The organism is Burkholderia sp. LK4, assembly GCF_001043615.1.
Lineage (GTDB): Bacteria > Pseudomonadota > Gammaproteobacteria > Burkholderiales > Burkholderiaceae > Burkholderia > Burkholderia cepacia.
The window spans coordinates 1-25,030 of the sequence record NZ_LDUL01000065.1 but is presented as its reverse complement, the minus strand read 5'-3'; the positions used below and the strand labels follow the sequence as shown (position 1 = coordinate 25,030).

Genomic DNA, 25,030 nt, shown 5'->3' with positions numbered 1-25,030 from the left:
GGGCTCGAGCTAAGCAGGAGACGAGGCTTGGTGAGGCGGCGGATTTCGTCAGAAGGATGGCGGCGAAATCCGTACGCTTCCCTGCGCTGGCATTATCCAGATCAGGTTCAAAGGGTATTTCTCACCCGCAATGCCGGTTGTTTGACCGCGCGCATTGCAGGACCCCCGCGTTAGCAGCGCACACGATACACTGGCTTCGCGGCGGTTTCAACCGGGAGAGGATCGGCTGCCCCGGTGCGGCCGCAGCATGGCGGGCGGTGCGATGGCCCGTCGAAATGGCAGCGCGCGTCGTCGCCGCATGGCCCCACGGCTTGGCCGGCCGGGGTGAAGCGGTGCAACATGGCGCGCTTTCGCGCAACTTCAAAAAAATTTTTCGCAGCGGCTGTCATTTCCCGCGACGTCGTCCGTCTATTCGGCTCCTTAAACCCATGTTTTGGAGAGATGTCATGAAAAAAGTACTGATCGCCGCTTGCGTCGCCGCTATCGCCACGATCGCCACGGGCGCGTATGCGCAGAACGACGCGATGTCGCAGCCGGGTTCGTCGATGTCGAAGGACGCGATGGGCCACGACGCGATGGCCAAGGATGCAATGGGCCATGACGCGATGAAGAAGGACGGCATGAAAAAGCATGCGATGAAGAAAGACGCGATGAAGAAGGACGCGATGTCGCACGACGAGATGGGCAAGCCGTCGGGCGACAAGATGGCGCCGTCGAACTGACGGAAGCGGACGCGGCGCGGCCGGCGCGTGCGTCGCACGGCGGCCGCCCGCACCGCATCCTGTCTCGTCGACTCATTCCCGGAGTCTTCATCATGCAAACCGTTCCCGCTACCGGCCGCGCGACCGCCACGCCGCCCGCGCGCCCGATTCATCCGCTGTGGGTGCGCGCGAGCCACTGGCTCAATGCGCTCGCGGCGATCCTGATGGTGCTGTCCGGCTGGCGCATCTACGATGCGTCGCCGATCTATCCGCCGTTCGTGTTTCCGCACGGCATCACGCTGGGCGGCTGGCTTGGCGGCGCGCTGCAATGGCATTTCGCGGCAATGTGGCTGCTGGTCGGCAACGGGCTGTTCTACCTCGCGATGTCGATCGCGACGGGGCGCCTCGCACGCAAGATGCTGCCGGTCACGCCGGCGTCGATATGGCGCGACGTGCGTGCCGCGCTGGGCGGACGGCTGTCGCACGACGACCTGAGCGTCTACAACGCGGTGCAGCGTGCCGCCTACCTGACCGCGATCGTCGATCTCGTCGTGCTGGTGCTGTCGGGGCTCACGATCTGGAAATCCGTGCAATTCCCGCTGCTGCGCGAATTGTTCGGCGGCTACGACAACGCGCGTGTCGTGCACTTCTGGGCGATGTCGCTGCTCGTCGCATTCGTTGTCGTTCACGTCGCGATGGCGCTGCTGGTGCCGCGCTCGCTGCTCGCGATGCTGCGCGGTCGCTGACCCGCGAGCCGCGGGCGAAGGAAATCATCATGTCGGAATCCGAATACAAGCGCGACGGTTCGCGCTGGACGCTCGACCGGAAGTCGCTCGAGCTCGACGTGCGCCGCGAGCTCGAGATGCCGTCGCGGCGCCTCTTCAACCGGCGCATCCTGACGCTCGGCGGCCTGACGATGCTGACCGGCTGCACGTTGAAGGACGACGCGTCGGTCAACACGTTCCTCGAGACGGTGTCGCGCATGAACGACCGCGTGCAGGCGTGGCTGTTCAGCGGCGAACGGCTCGCACCGACCTACACCGAAGCCGACATCACGCGACCGTTCCCGTTCAACGCGTACTACGGGATCGACGACGTGCCGCACGTCGATGCGTCGACGTACCGGCTCGTGCTGTCCGGCCGCGTGACGGGCAAGCGCGTGTGGACGCTCGACGAACTGTATGCGCTGCCGCACGCGGAGCAGATCACGCGACATATCTGCGTGGAAGGGTGGAGCGCGATCGGCCGCTGGGGCGGCACGCCGTTCGGCGCGTTTCTCGCACGGGCCGGCGCCGATACACGGGCGAAGTACGTGGGCTTCAAGTGCGCGGACGATTACTACGAGAGCATCGACATGCCGACCGCGCTGCATCCGCAGACGCTGCTCGCGTTCGACTACGACGGCCGCCGGCTGCCGCCGGAATTCGGCTTCCCGATGAAGCTGCGGATGCCGACCAAGCTCGGCTACAAGAACCCGAAGCACATCATGGAAATCTTCGTGACCGATACGTATCCGGGCGGCTATTGGGTGGATCAGGGGTACAACTGGTTCGGCGGATCGTGAGCGATGCGTGGCATGCGGTGGCGGCGCGTGCCGCGACGCATCACGCGGATTCACGCACCTGGAGGTCGACGCGCAGGCCGACAGCCGCTGCCATGTTGACGAGCGCGTCGAGCCCGAACAGGTTGATCTTGCCGCGCAGCAGGTCGGAGACGCGCGGTTGCGTGACACCCAGCTGTTTCGCGGCCTGGGCCTGGCTGAGCTCGAGCTGCGCGATGCGCTGCTTGAGTGCGATCATCAGTTCGGAGCGCAGCTTCATGTTCTCGGCTTCGGCCGGCTGGCCCTCGATTGCGTCCCAGACGCTCTCGTAACGTTCGTTGGTCATCGTTTCCTCTCCATCATCAGCGCGCGATAGCGCCGGGCGGCCAGATCGATATCGGCCCTGGTCGTGCGCGCCGATTGCTTCCGGAAGCAGTGAAGCACGTAGACGGCGTCGGCGAAGGTCGCGACGTAAATGATCCGGAATGCACCGCTCGTTTCGCGCAGGCGAATTTCCCGCACGCCGACGCCGACGGTGCGCATCGGCTTCCAGTCGTCCGGCGCCAGGCCGCGTTGCACCTGGTCGATCTGGTGGCCGGCTTCGCGTCGCGCGGGCAGCGGAAAACCGCGAAGATCGGCGAGGGCGCTGCCGACGAAAACAACCGGCTTCGGCGGAAGAATGGTCGAATTATACAAAATTTTGTATGGGTGTGGCGGGTTTTGAACGAAGGTCGCGCAGGGCACGCGGCGCGTGAGTCGACCGTCACGATAAGGGGGAAGCCATGGCCGGTGTGCAGGACTGGCCGTTCGGCCGATGCCTGGCTCGCGCGCGGCGGATTGCCGTTGGCAGTGGGGCGAGCCGGCACCGGCAGCGCATGCGCGCGGCGTATCCGGCCCCCGATTTCACCCGCCCGCCGGCCGTAAAATGTCGCGCGGAAACATCATTCGCGATCCTTTCAGACAGGTCCGATGATGCTTTCGAATCCTTGATGCCATAATGCCGAGCGTGCGCAGCCGAAGCGGTTGCGCGCATTTTTTTTGTCCCTCTGCCGCCGCCTGCCGGTTCTCTTTCGTCGCCGTTCGCACTGCCATGTCGTTCCGCACGTTCGCTCTGCCTTCCCGGTCCCGCCAGGGCCGTTTGCCGGCATCGCCGGCGTCTTTCAGCGGAGCACGCGGCGCGACGTGCGGGCAGGCTGCGCAATGACGCCGCTCGACCGTCTCCTCGATTTCCTCGCCCGCTTCTCGTTCCGGATCCGCCTGCCGCAAAGCCGCGGCGGCCGCGTCGCGCTGGCGCTCGTGTTCATCTATTTCGTCTGGGGTTCGACCTACAGCGGCCTGCATTTCGCGCTGCAGTCGTTCCCGCCGCTGCTGCTGTCGGGGCTGCGCAACCTGCTCGGCGGGATCGGCCTGTTCATCTTCGCGCTACGGCGCAAGCCCGAATGGCCGACGCTGCTCGAAATCCGCAATGCGGGGATCGTCGGCACGATGCTCGTCGCGCTGTCGTCCGGCACGATCGCGCTCGGGATCAGTTCGGTCAGCAGCGGCTCGGCCGCGGTGATGGTGGCCACGGTGCCGCTGTTCGCGACCGTGATCGCGGCGGTCGCCGGGCGGCCGGTCACGAAAGGCGAGTGGGCGGCCGTCGCGCTCGGCATGGTCGGCATCGTCGTGCTGAATTCGGGCGGCGCGGCCGCGCAGAATTCGGCGCTCGGCACGATCTGCGTGCTGGCCGGCGCACTGTTCTGGGCCGGCGGCGCGCATCTCGCGACGCGGCTCAAGCTTCCGTCCGACCTGTTCCTGTCCACGTCGCTGCAGATCGGCCTGGGCGGCATGATCTCGACGCTCGTCGCCTGGCTGATCGGCGAGCGCATCGAGCACGTGATGGTGGGGCCGGTGTTCGCGTTCCTGTACCTGATGGTGTTCTGCACGATGGCCGCGTACGTTGCGTACGGCTACCTGATCCGCCACACGAGCCCGATCATCGCGAGCAGCTGCATGTACGTGAACCCGATCGTCGCGGTCGCGCTCGGTGCGCTGCTGCTGGGCGAGCCGGTGACGATGGCGACCGTGGTCGCGACCGTCGCGATCCTCGGCAGCGTCGGGCTGTCGTTCGTGTTCGATCCGGCGCGCCGGCCCGCGGCGCGCGCGGCAGCGGCCGGTTCGGCGACCGCGGCAGCCACGTCGGCGGCGGAGGCTTCGTCCGCGCCCGAGCAGATCGCGGTGCCGGATCCGGCGCCGATCCTGGCGCCTTCCGCCGTTCCGCTGGCCGTGCCGACCCCGGCTGCCGTGATGGACCCCGCCGGGGTCGTGGATCCGGCGCCGGCGTTCGCGCCGCCGCCCGCCGCCGAGCCGGCAGCGCCCCGCAGCGACGCGTGACGCTGCCGTGGCCGGTCGCGTTCAGTCGCGCCGGCCGCCGCGATGGTGGAACCAGCCCGCCAGCGCGGTGAACGCCAGCCCGGTCGCGCACAAGCCGATCCAGCCGAACGCGTGCCACGCGGCCACACCGGCCGACGAGCCGAGCGCGCCGCCGATGAAATAGCACACCATGTACACCGTGTTCACGCGGCTGCGCGCCTCGGGCTTCAGCGCATAGATGCGCGACTGGTTCGAGATCTGTGCGGCCTGTACGCCGACGTCCAGCACGATCACGCCGATCACGAGCCCGACGAGGCTCGAGCCCGACAGCGCGAAGATCACGAACGACAGCGCGAGCAGCGCGATCGCGAGCGAGATGATCGCGCGCGGGCCGCGCTTGTCCGCGAAGCGGCCCGCGTAGGGCGCCGCGAGGGCGCCCGCCGCCCCGACGATCCCGAACAGGCCGGCCGCCTGCGGGCCGAGATGGAACGGCGCGCCGGCGAGCAGCAGCGTGAGCACGGGCCAGAACGCGCTGAATGCCGCGAACAGCGCGGCGCCCGTCAAAGACGCCTCGCGCAGCCCGCGCAGTTCGACCGCCAGATGCCACATCGAGCCGAGCAGCTTGCCGTACGACAGCGTTGAAGTCGGCGAGCTGCGCGGCAGCCGCAGCACGATCACGGCGGCGAGCGCGACGAGCGCCGCGACCGACGCGGCGAAAACCGCGCGCCAGCCGAAATATTCGGCGACGAAACCGGCGGCGGTGCGCGCGAGCAGGATGCCGAGGAGCAGGCCGCTCATCACGGTGCCGACCGCGTGCCCGCGTTCGGCCGGCGGCGCGATCTCGGCGGCGAACGGCACGGCCTGCTGCGCGATCGTCGCGAGTACGCCGATCGCGAGGCTCGCGACGGCGAGCACGGCCAGCGACGGCGCGGCGGCCGCGACGATCAGCGCGACCGACAGGCCGGCGATCTGCATCAGGATCAGCCGGCGGCGGTCGAAGCGGTCGCCGAGCGGCGCGAGCAGGAACATGCCGGCCGCATAGCCGAGCTGCGTCGCGGTCGGCACTGCGCCGATCCACGAAGCGCCGTCGGGAAACGCGGAGCGGAAGCTGTCGAGCAGCGGTTGGTTGTAATAGATGTTCGCGACGGATACGCCCGCGATCGTCGCGAGCAGCAACAGCAGGCTGCGCGAATAGTGGGGCGAGGCGGCGTCGGTCGGATGGTCGGTGGAGGCGGTGGACATGGCTGCGCGGACGGAGTGGGGCGGCGCGGCGCGCGGCGCACGCATCGGGTGCGCAGGCGCGCGGGGCGCCGGTCAAGGCTGCCGATCATACCGGAGCGGCGTGAATCCTGCCGGGCGCGCGGCGGGGCGGCGGACCGGCGAAGCCGGCAGAGTCGGCAGAGTCGGCAGAGTCGGCAAACCGGCAAACCGGCAAACCGGCCGTCCGCCGCCTCGTCACCGCGCGCGCTTCACTCCGTCAATCGACCAGCTCGCCCGTCGGCTCGTAGAACGGATAAGGCCCGGCGCCTTCATCGACATACACGTGATGCGACGTCATCCCCGTATCGGGAGCATGACGGTGAACCGCGAACGCCGGTGGCTCGAGCCGGAATGCGGACGGCGCATCGGTTCGCAGGTCGAAGGCGACCTGATGCGCGGGCGACGGCACCGCGGACGCGAGCGTGCCGCCGAAGCGCGTGAACATCGTGCGATGCACGTGGCCGCACAGCACGCGCTCGACGTTCGGATGAGCGCGCAGCAACGCGTCGAGTTTCGCGGCGGCGGCGGGCGCGAGGCGCAGCTTGTCCATGTGGCCGATTCCCGCCGCGAACGGTGGATGATGCAGCGCGACGATCACGGGCCGGTCGCGCGCGGCGTCGAGCTGCGCGGCGAGCCACGCGAGCCGTGCGTCGCACAGGTCGCCGTGGCTTGCGCCGGGCACCTGCGAATCGAGCGCGAGCACGCGCACCGCGCCGACGTCGAGCGCGTACTGCACGAATTCGCCATCCTGCAGCTCGGCGCGATCGGCAAACGCGCGGCGCAGCCCGGCGCGGTCGTCGTGATTGCCGATCATCAGGTAGTACGGAATCTCGAGCGCCGCGAGCAGCCCGCGCAGGTTGCCGTACTCTTCATCGTGGCCGAAGTCGGTGAGGTCGCCGGTGACGAGCACGGCGTCGGGGCGCGGCACGAGCGCGTTCAGTCTGTCGATGCAGCGCGCGAGCGCGGCCGCGGTGTCGACGCGCCGGTACGCGAGCTGGCCCGGACGCTTGATGTGGAGATCGCTGATTTGAGCAAGCAGCATCGTCGTTCCTCGGAATCGTCTGGTTGTTGTCGCGGCGGCGTCGCGCGCCGCGGTAGGGGGCTGCATGAATGATGCCCGAACGACCGATTACGCGCCGAGCGCGATCAGGCCTTCCGGTGCGATCGCGAGGCCGACAGCCGTACCGCGTGCGAGCGCGATGCGGCCCGGCACGTCGATCACGAGCGCATCGGGGGCCGCGTGCTCGATCATGAGCCGCGTGCGTTCGCCGAGGAACGCGCACGCGCTGACCGCGCCGCGCAGCGGCGCATGCGCGGGATCGGCGAGTTGCGCATCCTCGGGGCGGAAGAACCACTCGTCGGCCGCGTGCGGCGTGGTGATCGCGCCGCCCGTGGTCACCAGCGTGCCGTCGCGCCACTGCCCGGCGAGCCGGTTCAGCGTGCCGATGAACTGCGCGACCGTGCGGTTCGCCGGGTGGTAGTAGATGTCGCGCGGCGTGCCGATCTGCTCGATGCGGCCCGCGCCCATCACGACGATCCGGTCGCCGAGCTCCATCGCTTCGGCCTGGTCGTGCGTCACGTAGACCGTCGTCACGCCGAGCTCGCGCAGCAGCGCATTCATCTCGCGACGCAGCACGTCGCGCAGCTTCGCGTCGAGCGCGGTCAGCGGCTCGTCGAGCAGCAACACGCGCGGTCGCACCGCCAGCGCGCGGGCCAGCGCGACGCGCTGCCGCTGGCCGCCCGACAACTGGTCGACCGGCTTATCCGCATGCGCGTCGAGCCGCATCATCGCGAGCAGCTCGTCGACGCGCGTGCGCAGCGCACGCGGCTCGGTCTTGCGGATCTTCAGCCCGTAGCCGACGTTGCCGCGCACCGTCAGGTTCGGAAACAGCGCGTAGTTCTGGAACACCATGCCGACCTGCCGGCGCTCGATCGGCAACGCGGTGACGTCGTCGTGGCCGAAGGCGATCGTGCCGCCGGCATCCGGCGTGTCGAGGCCCGCGATCAGGCGCAGCGTGGTCGTCTTGCCGCAGCCCGACGGCCCGAGCAGCACGAGCGTTTCGCCCGCGCCGATCGACAGGTCGAGCGGTTCGAGCACGCGCGTGCCGCGGAACGTCTTCGCACAGCGGGTCAGGGTGATGGGAGTGGAATCGAGTTTCATGTCTGCGAGAGATTCAGCGCGGGCGCTTCTTGAGCGCGCGTGAGCCGGATGGATCGACACCGAGCCACTGCATCGCGACGAGCAGCGGCAGCGTCATCAGCAGGAACAGGATCGTGTACGCGCTGCCGACTTCGAGGCGCAGCGACGCATAGGTATCGGCGAGCCCGACCGGCAGCGTCTTGGTGTCGGGCGTGTGCAGCATCCACGTGAGGTTGAATTCGCCGATCGACAGCGTGAGTACCGCGAGCGCGCCCGCAACGATGCCAGGGCGCAGGTTCGGCAGCACGATCGTGACGAAGCGCGTGACGAAGGATGCGCCGAGGCTGGCCGCACCTTCCTCGAGCGTGCGCAGGTCGGCACCGGCCGCGACGGCTGCCACCGCGCGCACCATGAACGGCAGCGTGAACACGACGTGGCCGGCGACGATGAACCACAGGCTCATCCGGAACGCGGTGAAGCCGCCGTAGACGACCAGCAGCGCGAGCGCCGACGCGAGGCCGGGCAGCGCGACGGGCAGCACCAGTGCTTCCTCGATCGCGCGTGCGACGCGGTGCTTGCTGCGCGCGAGCGCATAACCGGCCGGCACGCCGACGACGAGCACGATCGCGAGCGTCGCGAACGCGACGTAGAGCGACAGCGCGACCGAGCCGTGATACTGCTGCCACACTTGTTCCAGCCAGCGCAGCGTGAGGCCGCTCGACAGGCCGCGAAAGTAGTTGACGGTGAGGCCCGCGAGCACCGACATCACGACGGGCACGATCAGGAACGCGCACAGCAGCAGCGTGACGCCCCATTGCAGCGCGGCGATCATGCGCGCGCCGGTGACGCGCGGCGCGCGGCGGGCGAAACCGTTCGCTTGCGCGGGAGCAGGTGCCGGCGAAGGCGAAGGCGACGGCGCGGAAGAGCCGGAAAGCGATTGCATGCGGAAATCCTCAGGCCGCGGCGGCGGCGGTGTGGCCGGTGAAGCGGCGCGCGAGCGCGAGCACGGCCCAGGTGACGATCCCGAGCACGATCGACAGGCCGGCCGCCGTCGCGATGTTCGCGTTCAGCGTGAACTCGGTGTAGATCGTCATCGGCAGCACGTTCAGGTCGGTGGCGAGCGTGAATGCGGTACCGAACGCGCCCATTGCGGTCGCGAAGCAGATCGCGCCGGCCGCGATCAGGCCCGGCGCAAGCGCCGGCAGCACGATGTCGACGAAGATGCGCCACGGCGACGCGCCAAGCGAACGCGCGGCTTCCTCGAGCGACGCGTCGAGCTTCGATGCGGCCGCGATCACGGTGACGATCACGCGTGGAATCGAGAAGTACAGGTAGCCGACGAACAGCCCGGCGACCGAGTACGCGAACACCCACTTGTCTCCCGTGAGCTTCGCGGACAGCATGCCGATCAGCCCCTGCCGGCCGGCGAGCATGATCACCATGAAGCCGACCACGACGCCCGGGAACGCGAGCGGGAACGTGAGCAGCGCGAGCAGCACGCGCTTGCCCGCGAATTCGCGGCGCGCGAGCAGGAGGCCCGAGATCGTCGACAGCGCGAGCGTCGCGAGCGTGACGCCCGCGGAGAGCGCGACGGTCTCGCCGAGACTTTTCATGTAGCGTGCATTGCCGAGCAGGGCCGCGTAGTGCGGGAGGAATGCGCCGTCGGCGGACACCCGGACGAGCGCCGCCATCGGCAGCAGCCAGAAGGCGGCGAACACCGCGAGCGCCGGCGCGACGAGCGCGACGCGCCAGCGCAGCGGGAAAGTCAGGTCGAGCATCGGTGCGTCCTGGCGCTTACTGCATCACTTGCAGGTACTGCTGGCCGAATGCCTGCTGGCCGGCCGCCATCTTGCCGAAGTCGACCGATTTCGCGCGGGCGTATTCGCTCGCCGGCAGGAACTTCGACGCGACGTCGGCGCCGAGCGCCTGTGCGCGCACCGGGCGCAGGTACGCGTTGGCCCACAGCTTCTGGCCTTCGTCGGACAGCACGAAATCGAGCACCTTCCTGCCGTTCGCGTCGTGCGGTGCGCCCTTCACGAGACTCATCACGTACGGCACCGCGATCGTGCCTTCCTTCGGAATCACGAACTCGACGTTCGCACTGTCCTTGTACTTAGCGCGATACGCATCGAAGTCGTAGTCGAGCAGGATCGGGATCTCACCCGACAGCACGCGCGCATACGCGGTCTGCTTCGGCACGATCGGTGCGTTCGCCTTCAGCTTCCTGAACCAGTCGAGCGCCGGCTTGAAGTTGTCGAGGCTGCCGCCGAGCGCCTGGTTCACGGCTACCGCGCCCGCATAACCGACGAACGCGCTCGACGGGTCGAGATAACCGACCATGCCCTTGTATTCCGGCTTCAGCAGGTCGGCCCACGAGCGCGGCACCGGCTTGCCGTCGAGCGCGTCCTTGTTCACGAAGAAGCCGAGCGTGCCCGAGTGGATCGCGAACCAGTAGCCTTGCGGGTCCTTCAGGTTCGCGGGGATGTCGTTCCAGTGCGCGGGCTTGTACGGCGCGATCACGCCCTTGTCCTTCGCCTGGAACGCCGACGACACGCCGAGGTAGACGACGTCGGCCACCGGGCTCTTCTGCTCGGCGATCAGCTGCGCGATCGACTGGCCCGAGTTCTTGTTGTCGAACGGCACGCGGATGCCGGTCTTCTGCTTGATCGCGGCGATCTGCGCGGCCCAGTCGGCCCATTCGGGCGGGCAGTTGTAGCAGATCGCCGTTTCGTCGGCGTGGGCGGCGGGCGCGCCGGCGATAAGCGCGGCGCAGGCTACGGGAGCTGCAAGCGCGCGCAGCAGCGAGGTCAGGCGAAAGGACACGGTAGGTCTCCGGGCGAGGGTGAGGCGCTGGGGTGAGGCGATCAGGGGCGGTGTGCGCGTTCAGGCCTTGCGCAGTTGCAGGTCGGTGGCTGGCGGGGCGACGGTTGCGCCGTCGCGCACCACGTGCGGCAGGATCAGCGACGAGCGTTCGATTGCCGCGCCGCCGATGCATTCGACGAGACGTTGCCATGCATGGCGACCGATGTCGCGGTTCGGCGTCGCGACGCTCGCGAGCGGCGGCGCGAGCAATTCGCCGATCGCGATCCCGTCGAAGCCGAGCACCGACAGGTCGTCCGGGATCGAGAAGCCCGCGCGGCGCAGGCCGCGCATCACGACCATCGCGAGCAGGTCGTTGCTGCAGAAGAGGGCGGTCGGGCGCGTCGCGTGTGCGGTGAGATGGGCGAGCACCGCATCGGGCAGCTCGGGCGCGTTGAAGTCGACTTCGACCGGAGGCAGCGTGGCAACGCCGCTTTCCTCGAGTGCCTGCGCATAACCGAGATGGCGCTGGCGCGCGCGATCCGACGCGGCGAGCGAGCCGGCCAGCATCAGCACGCGGCGGTGACCGCGCGCGGTCAGCAGGCGCACGCCGTCATAGGCGGCGCTGCGGTTGTCGACCGACACCGACGGGCGGCGCTGCGTGTCGTTGTGCATCAGCACGTAGTGCGGGCCTTCGTGGTCGAGCATGTCGAGCAACGGGTGCGTGTCCGCGTCGGCGACGGTGAGGATCAGCCCTTCGACGCGCTGCTCGCGCAGCGTCTCGATCGCGTGACGCTCGCGCGCCGCATCGTATTCGGTCGTCATCAGGATCAGCTTGAAGCCGGCCGCGGTCGCGAGCTCGTCGATGCCTTGCAGGCAGTCGGCGAACACGGGGTTCGACAGCGTCGGCACGACGACGCCGACGAGCCGCGTGCGCTCGCCGCGCAGTTGCCGGCCGAGCGGGCTCGGGCGGAATTGCAGCGTGTCGATCGCGGTGCGGATGGTCTGCAGCGTCGCGGGGCTGACGGTATGCGGTGCGTTGATCGCGCGCGAGACGGTGGCGATCGAGAAGCCCGCGAGGGCAGCGACGTCCTTGATGGTCGAGGTCATGAAATAACGCGATGTAAACGTTTTCGGCCGGGAAATTATCGAAAACGTTTGTGACTTCGCGATGACGCAAGCGATGCCTGTTTCGCAAAAAGCGCGATACAAACATCTGACGGATGGGGCCGCCGGACGACGCGGATCCGATTGTATCGGGGATGTTGCGGCGCGGGAGAAAATCGTGGGCGGCGCTGTTCCGGCGTCGATTGCACAGGATGAATCCGTGCGGCGCCGGGAGATGTCGCCATGCGGCGGCGCAGAATAAGGGAACGCATGCGCAAGCAATGGTAGAATCGCGTCCGCCCTCTTGCCGGGGTGATGAAATTGGTAAACATAGCGGACTTAAAAGATTGAGTGCCCGGTCGGAAACGGTCGGTGCAGAACCCTTCAAATTCGGCGAAACCCCTGATGCGCGCATCGAGGCAACGCCGAGCCAAGCCTCGCGGCATCCGCGAGGAAGGTGTAGAGACTAGACGGGGGGCGCCTAAGGCGCACGGGCAGCAGGCACGCCCGCGCGCGACGGTGAAGGCATAGTCCAGCGCACGAACGGCATCGCGTCCGCGACGCCGGCTTTGAAAGAAGCAGTGTGACGAAAATCCGCCGCCTTAACTGGCTTGCCGGTTCGAGTCCGGTCCCCGGCACCACGATCGCTTTCAGCGCGATTCGATGACGGTACGAAAGCCCGCGAGAAGCCATATGCTCGCGGGTTTTTTGTTTTTGCGGCGCGCGTCGAGTGTGATTGCCGACGACCGAACGGCGCCGCCACCGCCAGCAGCGACTCATCAAATGGACGAGCAGACCGGTCTCCGGCGGCGTCAGGCCGGTCACCGCCGGCGCGTGGTGCAACCCGCGTTTCCTGACGACGCCGCGAGCCGCGCCACGCGACCAAAACGTCGCACCAGGAAGTGACGGGATGTCTATGAATCAAGCCGGTCGCGCATGAAGGTCAGGTTGCGCGTGCGCGACGTGTCGATGCGAACGCGCGTCACCTCGTTACCCGAGCGTTCCACCGTCAAGACACCGTACATGACGGCCAGCTGACCGGCGGGGTCGAACGTGAAAATGTCGTCGGCTACCGGCTCAAGCCGATAGCCGACACTGCCTGCGACGCCGTGCATGGTCATGGTGAGTTCACCGTTCGTGACGGCGATCGTCGCGCGTGCCGCGGCATCGTGACCGTGATACGTGCCCGTCAGGCCCGCCGACGCACTGGAGAGCGGCGGCGCGTGATCGGGCAAGCGCTCGAGCGTCTCCGCGAGACCGCTGTCCACCAAGTCGATAGCCGTTACACGTGCCGCTGCCGTCGATGCGCGAGGTTTGATCAGCAGCGTCGCGCCTGTCCCTTCGTCGACCCGCAATCCGGCTTCCGTCTCGATGAGCGGCTTGGGCATCTGTTTTGCGTTATGGAGGATCGCGTTGACGTGCCCGTTGTGATCACCGATCACGCAATACGTCCCGGACACGCGCGAGTAGTACTTGCCGAGCAAGGTTTCGTGCCCGGCTGTTTGCAGGGGAGCGGCGGGCTTCGCGCTAAGGATGTCATCGCCCAGAACGATATCGACTACCTGCGTAGCCAGTTCAACCGGATTGGCTGCCGCGCCGTTGGTGAGAATGATGACATCCAGCGCCTGCTCCGACACGGTCAACATCTGACAAGCGCCACCGAACACCCCGCCGGCATGGTGCAGCACTTCCACGTCGCGATGGGGGGTGCGCATCAGCCCGAGGGTGTAGACGCCTTCCGCACCGCTCGAATAGTGCGGCCTGGTCAGCATCTGGCGCCAGCTTGCTTCGCTGCCGACTCGCTTGGGGCCGCGCAGATGCGCGAGCCAGAGCAGCATGTCATCGACCGTCGATACGATCCCGCCTTCACCGAGCACTTCCCACGTCGGGAAAAGGCCGCGCATGAATCCGCCTTTTCCGTCCGGCACATGCTGGGTCGCCATGCGCGGGCGGATGCGCATGTCGTCGGCGACCGACTCCGTGTCGACCATGCCCATCACATCGAAGATGCGTTCCTTCAGAAAGGTCTCGAAGGGGATTCCGCTGACCCGTTCGATCGCGAGCGACAGCAGGTGATATCCACCGTTGCAGTAGATCATCCGCTCGCCCGGCGGGAAATTGACGTCGCGTTGCCGGACTTCGGCCGCCAGCGCGCCGCCACGCGGCAGCGTCGCCACGCCTTGCGCGAGCAGCGTGAGGTCGAGATAGCAGCGGTAGCCGCCCGTATGCGTCATCAGCTGGCGCAAGCTGGGGTCGCCCGCCAGTAGCGGCAGTTCAGGCAGGTAAGTGCGGATTCCGGCGTCGATGTCGAGCTTGCCGTCTTCGGCGAGCAGGAGTGCGGCGAGGCAGGTGAAGTGTTTGCTCGTCGAGCCGATGCGCAAGCGTGTGGCCGGCGTATTGGCTACGCCGTGTTCCAGGCTTGCCATGCCGAAGCCTCGCCGGTAGAGGACTTCTCCCCGATGCGCCACGGCCACGACGAGGCCGGGTTCATCGCACTTGTTGAAACGTTCGAACAGGGCGTCCAGTTGCTTGACGACGTCGTGCGATTCTTGTGTCATTTTAAGTTATCCCTATGATTTAGAACGGAACGGTAAGCGCCGCGCCGATCGTGCGAGGCTGAATCACGCTGACGAGCGCCGGGCCGCCCATCGGCATCAGCGAAGTACCGGCCGCGATCAACGCGCGACGGTCGAACAGGTTGCGAACGTAGAACGCCAGGCTGAACTTCCTGAAGTCCACGCCCGCCTGCAGATCCGTGATCGCGTAGCCGGGCAACGGGTAATCCGGCCGGCCCGAGCTGGCGTCGAACCCGCTATGACGCCGGCCGACAAATCGTTGCGTAATACCCGCATACGACGGATACCCTTGTGCGGTGAACAGATAGGTGCCCGAGAACGTGGCGGAGACCTTGGCCGAGTTCGGCAATGGCGCGCCCGCCGTCGTACCCGCGTTCGCATTGCCCGTCGTCAGGCTGGCGTCGATGAGCGACAGGTTCGCACTGAAATTCCAATGCGGGTTGGGACGGAACGTGCCCGAGAACTCGAGGCCCTTGATTCGTGCGTTGCCGGCGTTGATGACCTGGTTGACGCCATCGACCGTGCCGAGTTGCTGGATGTTCTTCCACTCGATGTCGTAGACAGACGTCTCCAGCGATAGACGCTTGTCGAGCAGGTCGGCTTTGTAGCCCGCCTCATAACTCCACAACGTGTCGGGCGCGAAGGTCGGGCTACCCGCCGCGCGCATGCCGGTGAGTGGATCGATCAGCAGTGCATTCGGGCCACCGGGCCGGTATCCGCTGGCGACGCGGACATACGCGTTGCTGTTGGAAGTCAGCGCATAGCGCGCGGTGAACATGTAGGTCTTGCTGGTGTCCGACGACGGTGCCGAGACGGTCTGGGTCGGGCCGGCGAGGGTACCGAAGGTCGTCTGTTCATAGGTCTGGGTGTTGTGGGCGATCCGGACGCCGCCGGTCAGCGAAAGGCGCGGCGTGAGGTGATAAGTCAGGTCGCCATATGCCGCGTACTCGTTGTACGTGCTGGGCGCCTGAATCTCCGACAGGTTCGGGCCGGGCGTGCCGTCGGGCAAGGTCGTCAGAAAGCCTTCGCTCAAATGGCTGCGCTCGTGCGTATAGAAGAGTCCGGCCAGCCACTCGAGTCGCTGGTTGCCCGGCGAAGTCAGGCGAAACTCCTGGGTAACCTTGTTCGTGGTGGCCACATCCCCGGCGACCACCGAACCCAGGTCCAGCCCCTGGGCGGCAAATAGCGGCCCATATACGCCGGTCAGGTCTTGCGGTGCGCTCGAGTTGATCCTTTGATACGACGTGATCGAGTTCAGGCGTGCCCAGCCGAGTTCGTATTCAATCCCGGCCGAATAGAGCTGGATGTTTTGATGAAACGGCTGCGGGGCGAACTGTCGCGTTGTCAGGTCCCCCCAGACCGGCTGCCCGTTGGAGCCATATTCAACGTAGTTCGGATCGTTGCGATTGATGTTTTGCGAGACCGCGGTCAGCCGGACCGTCAAGTCCCTGGTCGGCGTCAGCAGCAACGACGCGCGGGCACCGTAGGTATCGCCGCGATCGATGTGCGAGTCCGCCTTGGGCCCCACTGCGTCGACATAGCCGCCATCGTGCTGGCCGAACACGGAGACGCGCAGCGCGGCAACATCGGTCTTCAGCGGGATGTTCAACGCTGCGTTGGCCGTACCGCTCACACCGCCATGCGCCGTTCCCGATACGCCGGTGCCGACCTGTCCGGAAAACTGCCCCGAGTCCGGTTCGTTGGTCACGTATTTCAGCAACCCGCCCATCGCACCTGCGCCATACAACGTACCCTGCGGACCTCGCAGGATTTCCACGTGGTTGAGGTCGAGCAGGCTCATGTCGAGCGCGAACGTTGCGCTCTGGGAGAACAGGGTGCTGCCGCCAAACGCGACGTCGTCGACATACATGCCGACCGTCGGCCCTGTCTGAATACCTGTCGTCACGCCGCGGATACTGACCTGACCGGACCCGCTGCCACCACTGGCGTTCAGGTCGACACCCGGCTCCGCAGACAGGTAGTCGGACATCGTTTTCGCGCCGCTCTTCTGCAGTTCCTCGGCCGACAGTACATTGACCTGCATGGGGACTTCCCGGGCCGGTTCACGTCGGCGTGTCGCGGTCACCACAACGGTATTGAGCGTCGCGCCATCCTTGCCTTGCGCTTTCGACGTTTCGGCAGCCGGTGGGGCGTTCGGCACCGCGGCGCCGGGCGCGGCGCCAGGCATCGCAGTGGACGCCGCATCGGGCGCGGCGATCTGCCGAGTCTGCATTGGCGCTTGAGCCTGCTCTTGCGCGTGCACGCCCAACGATGCCAACCCGAATACCGGCCCGACGAAGAGAGGGGCGTAACGCCTGCCATGCTTCAGCGATAACGTTGCCGAAACCGCTGTGTGCTTCGTCCTTTTTTTCATCTTCACCATTGTCTCCTCCTGATTTTGCAATCCACGGAACGCGGTGCCGCGTAGCGCAACTCAGGGGGAACGGTAAGTGCCGGTTATTTCTGGTTCATGTGGCGTTTGTATCGTTGCTGATACAAACGATCGGTGGCGGTGAAGGGCAGCAGGGCCGGCAGGCGAGGCGGAACCGGGGCGAGGACTTGTGTCGGGTTTGCAATAAACGGCACACATGGCCCCTACATTCACGGGCGATAATCGAAAATCATCGCTCGCTGTTGGCCACGACCATGCACAGACCCCGCTTCGATTCAGCTTTCTATCGCCTGTTCTTCGTGATGATCGCGATCATCCTCGTGATGCAGATCAGCGCCGGCCTGCTGCTCTTCAAGCTTTACAGCACCGCTCCCTTCAAACCGCCGCCCGGGATGAGCGCATCGTTGCAGTGGTGCGCCGCTGTGATGATTCAGGTCATGCCGGCACTGATCTCGTCCTGGATCGGTGCGCGCATGCTGGCTGCCCCGTTTCGCACGCTGGCCTTAGGGGCCGCTGAACTGTCGAGGAATATCGATGCGCCGCCGATCAGGGAAATCGGCCCTGTCGAGGCGCGTCAGGCCGCTAGCGTGTTCAACACGATGCAGGCGTCGTTGCGGCGGCAAATGAGTGAGCGCAACCGCTTTCTCGCCGCCGTGTCTCACGATTTGCGCACCCCCCTGACACGCATGAAACTGCGCCTTCGATCCGCTCAGGATACCGAATTGAGTGAGCGGATCAGAGACGATATCGACGAGATGACGCAGCTTCTCGAGGCCACCCTGTCGTTTCTGCGCAATGAGGAAGTGGTCGAGGCGTTCAGTCCGGTCGATGTCAATGCGCTGGTGGATGCAATCGCGGAAGATGCGGCCGAGCACGGTCAAAAGGTGACGATCAGCGGTGAGGTGCCGCCGATATCGGCGCAACCCCTGGGTCTCAAACGCTGCCTGACGAATCTGGTTGCCAACGCGATTCGATACGGTGAAGACGCGCACATCCGCCTGATCGACGCGCCTTCGTGTGTGCGCATCCAGATCGTCGATCGCGGCCCGGGCATACCGGAGTCGCAACTGGAGCGGGCCCTGGAGCCGTTCTACCGGGTGGAGAGTTCGCGCAACAGGAACACGGGCGGGACGGGACTTGGCCTTGCCATCGCGAATGATGTCGTGAAGCGTCACGGCGGGGAACTGGTGTTGCGCAACGGTCCGGAAGGCGGACTGGTGGCGCAGGTCACGTTGCCGCGTCGATAGGTCGGGCGGTCGGAGCGACCGTTGGCGCAGCTCTGTTTCACGCTTGATACAGATTGCACACAAAGCGGAAACGGCGCGCGCATATAGTCGTTCAACGCCCTTCAATCCTATTCGGCAGACCTCGTCATGAAGATATATACGGCTCAGCTTTCGACGGAAACCAATACATTTGCCCCGTGCCCCACCGGTTGGGGCGGCTTCGAAGAGAGCACGATTTTTCACGGCGATGCGAGTGTGCGCGAGCCCGACGGCATGGGTCACGTGATCGCGGAGGTGCGGCGCCTGGCGGAGGATGACGGTCACGAAATCGTTGAAGGTCTGTGTGCCGAAGCCCAGCCGTCCGGCCGCACGATTCGCGCAGTCTACGAATCCTTGAGGGACGAAATTCTCGATGGCGTAACGGCCGCATTGCCGCTGGATGCCGTGATTCTGCTGCTGCACGGCGCGATGGTGGCGGAGGGCTACGACGATTGCGAAGGCGATCTGCTCGCCGGCGTTCGCGCCATTGTCGGCCCGGACGTTCCGATCTCGGTCACGCTCGACCCGCACTGTCATTTCACGCAATTGATGAAGGCATCGGCCGATGTCCTGATCGCTTACAAGGAGTATCCGCATATCGACGCCATCGATCGGGCGCGCGAAGCCTATCGGCTGGCGCTCGAAATGGCTGCCGGACGCATCCGCCCGACGATCGGCGTGTTCGACTGCCGGATGGTCGGCGCCTGGCACACCACCAGCGAACCGATGGCGGGGTTCGTCCGGCGCATGAAGTCGTTCGAAGGGCACGACGGCGTGCTGTCGGTGTCGCTCGGCCACGGGTTCCCGTGGGGCGACGTGCCGGAAGCCGGTGCAAAACTCTGGGTGGTGACGGACGACGATCCCGCCAGGGCCGAGGCGCTGGCGGCGCAACTGGCGCGAGAGTTCTGGGAACTGCGCGACGCGACACGCCCCGCATGGCTCGATATCGATTCCGGACTGGATCGCGCGCTGGCGGTCGACGGCGGCCCGGTCGTACTGGCGGATGTGGCGGACAATCCCGGCGGTGGCGCGCCGTGCGACAGCACGTTCATTTTGCGTCGCGTGGTCGAGCGACGGATTGCCGATGTCGCGATCGGGTGCTTCTGGGATCTCGGTGCGATTCAGATCTGCAAGGACGCGGGTGTCGGGGCCACGCTGGATCTGCGCATCGGCGGCAAGTGCAGCGTGTATTCCGGAGACCCGATGGACCTGCGCGTGACCGTGCGCGGTGTGGTCGAGCGGCATACGCAAAGCATCATGGGTCTTGAACAACCGCTTGGCCGGGCGGTGTGGGTGGAAGCGGACAACGGGCTCGACATCGTGCTGATTTCCGTGCGCACCCAGGTGCTCGGCGTGGACGCGTTCACCGGCCTTGGCATCGACTTCGCCCGAAAGAAGCTGGTGGTCGTGAAATCGACGCAACATTTCCAGACCGATTTCGCGCCGCGTTCGAAGGCCATCTTTCATGTCGCTGCGCCGGGTGCGCTCACGATGAACTTCGCCGAACTGGACTATCGTCACCGTGACCTCAACTACTGGCCGCGTGTGTCGAATCCGTTCGCGTCGGCGATGTGAATACGTGCCGGCGCTGTTCTGCGCCGGCACGTATCAGGCGTCAGCGCCGGCGTGCACCCGTGTAAAGACCAGGCGCCGGGTACGCGCGGTATCGACGCGAAAACCGGTGACGTTGTCGCGCATTGCGTCGCGCGACAACGTGACGATGCCGGTCATGATGTCCATCGGATCGACCGGAACCAGTCCGAAAGCATCGTGGGCCAATGGCGTGAGGCGGTAGTCGCAATGGCCCACCGCGCCGCGCATGCGAAGTACGAGTGCATCGTTGTCGAATCCAATGATTGCATGGGCATCGGCGTCGTGGCTTGCGTATATGCCGGACATCGCGACGGCGAGGTGCGGCGTCATCGCGGGCGCTTCGCCGAGGCGTGCGAATGTTTCGACATGGCCGCAATGCGCGATGCGCAGGCTGGAGGGGTCGGTCGGTGTGCAAGACGATCCCCACCGCAACGCCAGCGGCCCGTCGCCGCTCGCTTCGACCTGAACGTCGTTCAGGCCGTCGGTGCTGTCGTAAAGCTTCATCGACGGCTTCGGGCAAAGCGGTCCGGTCAACACCAGTGCGCCGTCACGATCTTCGAGTGCATACACGGTGCCGGTGCTGGACGACCGGTAGCTGCCGAGACGCGCCGCATGATCGGCGGCGCGCGCCGCGACTGGTGGGCCATCGCCATCGAGCTCGTCCGCGAGCACGATGTCGACGACACGCTTCGACAGTTCGAGCGGCGTGTCGAGCGCGCCGTTGCCGAGCAATACGACGTCGAGCCCGTGCGCGATCGACAGTAGCATCTGGCAAGTCCCACCGACGACGCCACCGGAATGGTGTATCAGCTCGACACCTCGATAGGTGCTCTGCGTGAGACCGAGCGAGTATTGGCTGCGCTGACCGCTGGAGAATACGGGTAACGCCAGCATCTGGATCCAGGTATCGTCGTTGCCGACGATCTTGTTGCGGCATCTCAGGTGCGCGGTCCATCGCAGCATGTCGTCGACGGTCGAGACGATCGAGCCTTCACCCAGCACATCCCACGACGGAAAGATACCGCGCCGGAATCCACCCTCGCTGTCGGGAACATGCATCGTCGCGATGCCAAGCGTGATTGTCATGTCGTTGGGTACGCACGCCGTGTCGTGCATGAGCAAGGGGCTGAAGACATGCGTCGTGAGGAATGCGTCGAACGGCATCCCGCTCGCGCGTTCGACGGCGAGCGAAAGCAGGTGATAGCCGCCGTTCGAATACATCATGCGTTCCCCAGGCGGAAAGTTTTCGTCGCCTTGACGTTGCTGCGAGGCCAGGAGCGCGCCATGCGGCGACATGGCGAGACCTTGCGTCAGTAGTGCAAGGTCCAGGGCGCATCGCTGGCCGCCGCGATGCGACATCAACTGCCGCAGCGTCGGTCGGCCCGCGGCTGGCGGGAGCTCCGGCAGGTATGCGCCGATGGGCCTGTCGGCATCGAGTGCGCCGCGCTCGCACAGGAGCAGCACCGCGAGGCAAGTGAAATGCTTGCTGACCGAGCCGATGCGCATGCGTGTGGCCGGTGTGTTGGCGATGCCGTGCTCGAGGCTGGCCATGCCGAAACCGCGCCGATACAGCAGTTGGCCGCGATGAACAATGCCGGCGATCAATCCGGGTGCATCGGTGCGGTGATAAGGCATGAACAGCGCATCGAGCTGCGTTGCCGTGGAGGATGAATCCGATGTCATGGCGATCGCTCAGCGGGAGGGCGCAGTGATATCTGCGTGGCCCCACACCTGGGGCGGGCAGTGCAGCAGGCCGTCGATGTAGGCGACACCCGGTTCGCGATCGCGTGCGAGGAAGATCGGTCCGTCGAGATCGACGTGATCGCACTGTTGCCCGAGCAGAAACGCGGGAGCGATCGCCAGCGAGGTGCCGGCCATGCAACCGACCATCACGGACAAGCCAGCTTCGCGGACATGCGCGGCGAGGCCGAGCGCGCGTGTCAGGCCGCCGCATTTGTCGAGCTTGAGGTTGACGATGTCGTAGCGGCGCGCGACGGCGGACAGGTCGTCGAGATCCTGGAACGATTCGTCGGCCGCGAGGGGGATCGGACAATCGATGTGTTCGAGGCAGGCGTCCGCACCGATCGCAAACGGCTGTTCGAGCATGCAGACATCGAGCTGTTGCAGCACGGGGAGCATCGCGTCGAAGTGCGCGCGCGACCAGCCCTGATTCGCATCGACGGCGAGCGGTATGTCCGGGCGGACCTCACGGATGGCGGAGAGGCGCGCGGCGTCGGCGGCGCTGCCGTCCAGCTTGACCTTCAGCGCCCTGGCGTGGGGCAGTCGCTGTGCCGCCCCGGCCATTGCATTCGGCGTATCCACGCCGATCGTCATCGTGGTCCGCAACGGGCGCGGCGCGCAGAGGCCCGCGATGCGCCAGACAGGCATGGCTTGCCGTTGTGATTCGAGTGCCCACAACGCCGCGTCGACCGCGTTGCGCGCGCCGCCGGGCGGCAATATGTCGAGCAACTGCGCGCGTGTGGCCCCTGCTTCTATCGATGGTCGGACGCGCTCGATTTGCGCGGCGATGGATTCGGGTGTTTCACCCAGGTAAAAGACCCCGGACGCTTCGCCGTGGCCGGCGTGGTGTCCGTCGTCGACGGTAACGCACACGAGGCGAGCGGTGTCGATGACGTGGCCGGTGATACGGAACGGGGCAGCCAACGGCCACCGTTCGATGTGCAGCGAGAGTGAGCGCGCGCGGGGTGACATGGGAGAGGGAGGAAGAGGAGCGTTATGCATAGCGTTCGATTGCCTCGCGGACACCACGGCCGGCCGCACGCATCAACATGCAGGCGGCGAAGAAGCCGAACGCCGCCACGCAGACGATCGACCACAGCAAGCCCTGGCTGAACGCGTGCAGACGATCCGACATGAAACCGATGAACACGGGGCTGCCGGCCTGCACGACGATCGACGTCAGGGCGCCGATCGCCGCCACGCGCGAGCGCAGGTGGGCAGGGCAGATGTTCTGCATGATGGTGGGAAACAGCACCATGCCTGCGACCATGCAGGCGAGCTGTGCGCCGAAGAGCGCGTAGACCGGCGTCAGCGAGCCCACCGCCAGATAGAGGAACGACAGGCCGCCGGCGACCAGCGCGCCGCATTCACAGACACGCAGCGGCGCGAGCACGCCGAAGCGCGCTCTCATGCGTCCGGCAACGAGTCCGCTGAGCACGCAACCCGCGATGCCGCCGGCCATCGCCGCCACGCCCATGCCGCCGCCGGCTTCGGCCGGCGTAGCGCCGAAGGTTCGCACTGCCACGACCGGCATCCATGTCGCGACACCGCCGAACGACAGATTGACCAGTCCGATGGCACCGAAGAACTTGAGCATCATGATGGCTTCGCGCCGGAAGTAGACCGGTGCGGACGGCAGCGGTGCGGAAGTCCGGTGACGGGCTGCGGATGCTTCCGTGTCACCGTGTTTTCCGGGTCGAATGAGTAGAACCAGCACGGCCAGCACGGGGGCAGGCAGGGCAACGGCAAAAAACGCGAGCCGCCACGGCGCGAGATCGGCGAGCCCGGCTGGCAACGCGCCGAGCACCGCCGTGATGCCGTTCATCAGTGCGCCGCCGAGCGCCATCCCCGCGCCTGCGCCCAACAGGTTGGCGAGCGCGAAGATCGCATTGGCGAGCACGCGCTGGCGCGCGGGGAAGAGGTCGGGAATCAGCCCGTAGATCACCGGCACCAGTCCGGCTTCGCCGATCCCCAGCCCGACGGTGGCGATGAACAACTGCCAGAAGTGGGTAGTCACGCCGCAGATCGCGGTGGCGGCGCTCCAGACGAGGACACACGCGACCAGCACCACACGGCGGTCCACGCGATCGGCGACCCAGCCGATCGGCAACGAAGCCACGCCCGCGAACAGGGCGATCCCCGCGCCTTGCATCAGGCCGATTTGAGTATCGGTCAGCCCGAAATCGTGGCGGATGGGCTCCGTCAGCAGGATCAGCATCTGACGGTCGACGAAGGCGAAGAACGCCACGATCACGAGAATCGCCAGGCCGAACCACGCGAGTGGTCCGGCGCGTGAATCCGATGGCGGGCTTTGGCCTGCCACGGGGGCGAGCAGGTCAGGGTTGGAGTCGAACATGAGGGCTCCGTGATGAGAAGGCGGTTACTGCATGAATTGCTCGTTGCCCACGAGCCCGATGCGGTTCGCGCCGAGCCGCTGCGCGGAGGCCATGACCATGGCGACGGCGCGGTAAGGCGCCGCCTTGTCGGGCCGCAAATGCAGCTCGGTCGGCGCGGGGTTGGCCGCGACGTCACGCAATCGCGTTTCCAGTTGCTCGCGCGAACCCAGCGTCTCGCCATTCCATGCGATGGCGCCGTCAGCCGCGATATCGATCTGCACCACCGGCGGTGTCCGTGGTTGCGACGGCGGCGCACCGGTCGGCATGTCCAGCTTGACCGCGTTCGTCTGAACGGGAATGGTGAGGATCAGCATGATGAGCAGCACCAGCATCACGTCGATGAGCGGTGTGGTGTTGATCTCGATCATCACGTCGGCTTCGTCGGCGTTGCCGGTGGGCATCGTCATTGCCATCTCGGGTCTCCTTGTCGGCGTGGAGGGGTCATTGGCGCGGGGGCGGTTCGGTGATGAAGTCGACCTTGACGATGCCCGCCCGCTGGCAGGCAAACACGACCCGGCCGATGGCGGCGTAGCGCGCGTCGAGGTCGCCGCGGATGTGGACTTCGGGTTGCGGCGACTGCGCGGCAACCGCCTTGAGTTTCTCGACGAGCGTTGCCGCGTCGGGGACGCGCCGTTCGTCCCAGAACACGTCACCCTCTTTCGTCACGGCGAGAATCACGTTCTGCGGGGTCGTCTGCAGCGGCTGCACGGCTTCCCTGGGCAGCGTGACCGGCACGGTGTGCGATACCACCGGAATCGTGATGAGGAAGATGATCAGCAGCACCAGCATCACGTCGACCAGTGGCGTCGTGTTGATGGACGACATGGTCTCGTCGTGATCGTCGCCGTCGCGGGGCCCTACGGTCATCGCCATGGCTCACCCCACGCGGGTGAGGGCAGCGGCCTTGGTCGCGGCGGCGGCCCCGGCCGTGGTCGTGCCGGTCAGGATGACGATGTGCAATTCCGTCGAAAACCCGCGCACGCGCTCCATCACCGCCTTGTTGCGGCGCACGAGCCAGTTGTAGCCCAGCACGGCGGGCACCGCGACCGCCAGACCGATCGCGGTCATGATCAGCGCTTCGCCGACCGGCCCCGCGACCTTGTCGATGGAGGCCTGGCCTGCGATGCCGATGGCAGTCAGCGCGTGATAGATGCCCCACACGGTGCCGA

Annotated in this window: 23 protein-coding genes and 1 riboswitch; of the genes, 6 read left to right on the top strand and 17 right to left on the bottom strand. The window is 66.4% G+C overall.

Annotation, left to right across the window (positions count from 1 at the left end; translation table 11 throughout):
* Nucleotides 1–60 precede the first annotated feature (60 nt).
* A riboswitch (TPP riboswitch) is annotated at nt 61–177 on the bottom strand.
* Nucleotides 178–446: 269 nt separating this feature from the next.
* From VK92_RS29440 to VK92_RS29430, 3 genes are all read left to right on the top strand, one after another.
* Nucleotides 447–722, top strand: a complete 276-nt coding sequence (locus VK92_RS29440; RefSeq protein WP_027787940.1) for a pentapeptide MXKDX repeat protein — start codon at nt 447–449, stop codon at nt 720–722.
* A 92-nt stretch (nt 723–814) separates the two neighbouring features.
* Nucleotides 815–1,447, top strand: a complete 633-nt coding sequence (locus tag VK92_RS29435) for a cytochrome b/b6 domain-containing protein (RefSeq protein ID WP_027787939.1) — start codon at nt 815–817, stop codon at nt 1,445–1,447.
* Nucleotides 1,448–1,476: 29 nt separating this feature from the next.
* Entirely contained in the window at nt 1,477–2,265 is a 789-nt protein-coding gene (locus VK92_RS29430; protein ID WP_021162060.1) for a molybdopterin-dependent oxidoreductase, read from the top strand.
* Nucleotides 2,266–2,305: 40 nt separating this feature from the next.
* On the opposite strand, the gene VK92_RS29425 is transcribed toward VK92_RS29430, so the two are convergent.
* Together VK92_RS29425 and VK92_RS29420 are read right to left on the bottom strand one after the other, a co-directional pair.
* A complete protein-coding gene (locus VK92_RS29425; protein ID WP_021162059.1) occupies nt 2,306–2,587 on the bottom strand; it encodes a helix-turn-helix domain-containing protein in 282 nt (93 codons plus the stop codon).
* A complete protein-coding gene (locus VK92_RS29420) occupies nt 2,584–2,937 on the bottom strand; it encodes a type II toxin-antitoxin system RelE/ParE family toxin (RefSeq protein ID WP_042976757.1) in 354 nt (117 codons plus the stop codon). Before VK92_RS29420 ends, VK92_RS29425 begins: the two co-directional genes overlap by 4 nt.
* A gap of 504 nt (nt 2,938–3,441) precedes the next feature.
* Between VK92_RS29420 and VK92_RS29415 the strand changes: the two genes are divergently transcribed.
* Nucleotides 3,442–4,614: an EamA family transporter gene (locus VK92_RS29415; RefSeq protein WP_048024442.1), complete on the top strand. Its 1,173-nt coding sequence runs from the start codon at nt 3,442–3,444 to the stop codon at nt 4,612–4,614.
* A 21-nt stretch (nt 4,615–4,635) separates the two neighbouring features.
* On the opposite strand, the gene VK92_RS29410 is transcribed toward VK92_RS29415, so the two are convergent.
* The 9 genes from VK92_RS29410 to VK92_RS29370 all read right to left on the bottom strand — a co-directional run bounded on the left by VK92_RS29410 (nt 4,636) and on the right by VK92_RS29370 (nt 16,858).
* Nucleotides 4,636–5,835, bottom strand: coding sequence for an MFS transporter (locus VK92_RS29410; RefSeq protein WP_048024444.1), 1,200 nt, complete (start codon nt 5,833–5,835; stop codon nt 4,636–4,638).
* A 235-nt stretch (nt 5,836–6,070) separates the two neighbouring features.
* Nucleotides 6,071–6,895 carry a phosphodiesterase gene (locus tag VK92_RS29405; protein WP_021159580.1) on the bottom strand — a complete coding sequence of 275 codons (825 nt, stop codon included), beginning with the start codon at nt 6,893–6,895 and terminating at the stop codon, nt 6,071–6,073.
* 87 nt (nt 6,896–6,982) lie between these two features.
* A complete protein-coding gene (locus VK92_RS29400; protein ID WP_048024446.1) occupies nt 6,983–8,014 on the bottom strand; it encodes an ABC transporter ATP-binding protein in 1,032 nt (343 codons plus the stop codon).
* A gap of 13 nt (nt 8,015–8,027) precedes the next feature.
* On the bottom strand, nt 8,028–8,936 hold the full coding sequence (locus VK92_RS29395; protein WP_048024448.1) for an ABC transporter permease: 909 nt from the start codon (nt 8,934–8,936) through the stop codon (nt 8,028–8,030).
* A 10-nt stretch (nt 8,937–8,946) separates the two neighbouring features.
* The gene (locus VK92_RS29390) at nt 8,947–9,771 is read right to left on the bottom strand and encodes an ABC transporter permease (RefSeq protein WP_048024450.1); all 825 of its coding nucleotides are present in this window, start codon (nt 9,769–9,771) and stop codon (nt 8,947–8,949) included.
* A gap of 16 nt (nt 9,772–9,787) precedes the next feature.
* Nucleotides 9,788–10,816, bottom strand: coding sequence for an ABC transporter substrate-binding protein (locus VK92_RS29385; protein ID WP_021159576.1), 1,029 nt, complete (start codon nt 10,814–10,816; stop codon nt 9,788–9,790).
* A 60-nt stretch (nt 10,817–10,876) separates the two neighbouring features.
* A complete protein-coding gene (locus tag VK92_RS29380) occupies nt 10,877–11,902 on the bottom strand; it encodes a LacI family DNA-binding transcriptional regulator (RefSeq protein ID WP_021159575.1) in 1,026 nt (341 codons plus the stop codon).
* A 911-nt stretch (nt 11,903–12,813) separates the two neighbouring features.
* A complete protein-coding gene (locus VK92_RS29375) occupies nt 12,814–14,457 on the bottom strand; it encodes a serine hydrolase domain-containing protein (RefSeq protein WP_048024452.1) in 1,644 nt (547 codons plus the stop codon).
* 19 nt (nt 14,458–14,476) lie between these two features.
* Nucleotides 14,477–16,858 carry a TonB-dependent receptor gene (locus tag VK92_RS29370; RefSeq protein ID WP_048024453.1) on the bottom strand — a complete coding sequence of 794 codons (2,382 nt, stop codon included), beginning with the start codon at nt 16,856–16,858 and terminating at the stop codon, nt 14,477–14,479.
* A gap of 263 nt (nt 16,859–17,121) precedes the next feature.
* On the opposite strand from VK92_RS29370, the gene VK92_RS29365 reads away from it, so the two are divergent.
* Nucleotides 17,122–18,114, top strand: a complete 993-nt coding sequence (locus tag VK92_RS29365; RefSeq protein ID WP_048024465.1) for an ATP-binding protein — start codon at nt 17,122–17,124, stop codon at nt 18,112–18,114.
* 126 nt (nt 18,115–18,240) lie between these two features.
* Complete coding sequence (locus VK92_RS29360; protein ID WP_048024455.1) at nt 18,241–19,707, top strand: M81 family metallopeptidase; 1,467 nt, start codon at nt 18,241–18,243, stop codon at nt 19,705–19,707.
* Between the two features lie 33 nt (nt 19,708–19,740).
* Here the strand turns inward: VK92_RS29360 and VK92_RS29355 are convergent, their stop codons facing one another.
* The 6 genes from VK92_RS29355 to VK92_RS29330 all read right to left on the bottom strand — a co-directional run.
* Entirely contained in the window at nt 19,741–21,408 is a 1,668-nt protein-coding gene (locus tag VK92_RS29355) for a serine hydrolase domain-containing protein (protein ID WP_048024457.1), read from the bottom strand.
* A gap of 9 nt (nt 21,409–21,417) precedes the next feature.
* A complete protein-coding gene (locus tag VK92_RS29350; RefSeq protein ID WP_048024458.1) occupies nt 21,418–22,437 on the bottom strand; it encodes a dipeptide epimerase in 1,020 nt (339 codons plus the stop codon).
* 22 nt (nt 22,438–22,459) lie between these two features.
* Nucleotides 22,460–23,821: an MFS transporter gene (locus VK92_RS29345; protein WP_048024460.1), complete on the bottom strand. Its 1,362-nt coding sequence runs from the start codon at nt 23,819–23,821 to the stop codon at nt 22,460–22,462.
* A gap of 24 nt (nt 23,822–23,845) precedes the next feature.
* The gene (locus tag VK92_RS29340; protein ID WP_048024461.1) at nt 23,846–24,274 is read right to left on the bottom strand and encodes an ExbD/TolR family protein; all 429 of its coding nucleotides are present in this window, start codon (nt 24,272–24,274) and stop codon (nt 23,846–23,848) included.
* Nucleotides 24,275–24,302: 28 nt separating this feature from the next.
* Nucleotides 24,303–24,734, bottom strand: a complete 432-nt coding sequence (locus tag VK92_RS29335; RefSeq protein WP_048024462.1) for an ExbD/TolR family protein — start codon at nt 24,732–24,734, stop codon at nt 24,303–24,305.
* A gap of 3 nt (nt 24,735–24,737) precedes the next feature.
* Nucleotides 24,738–25,030 (bottom strand): MotA/TolQ/ExbB proton channel family protein (locus VK92_RS29330; protein WP_048468214.1); only part of this gene is annotated, 293 nt, incomplete at its 5' end.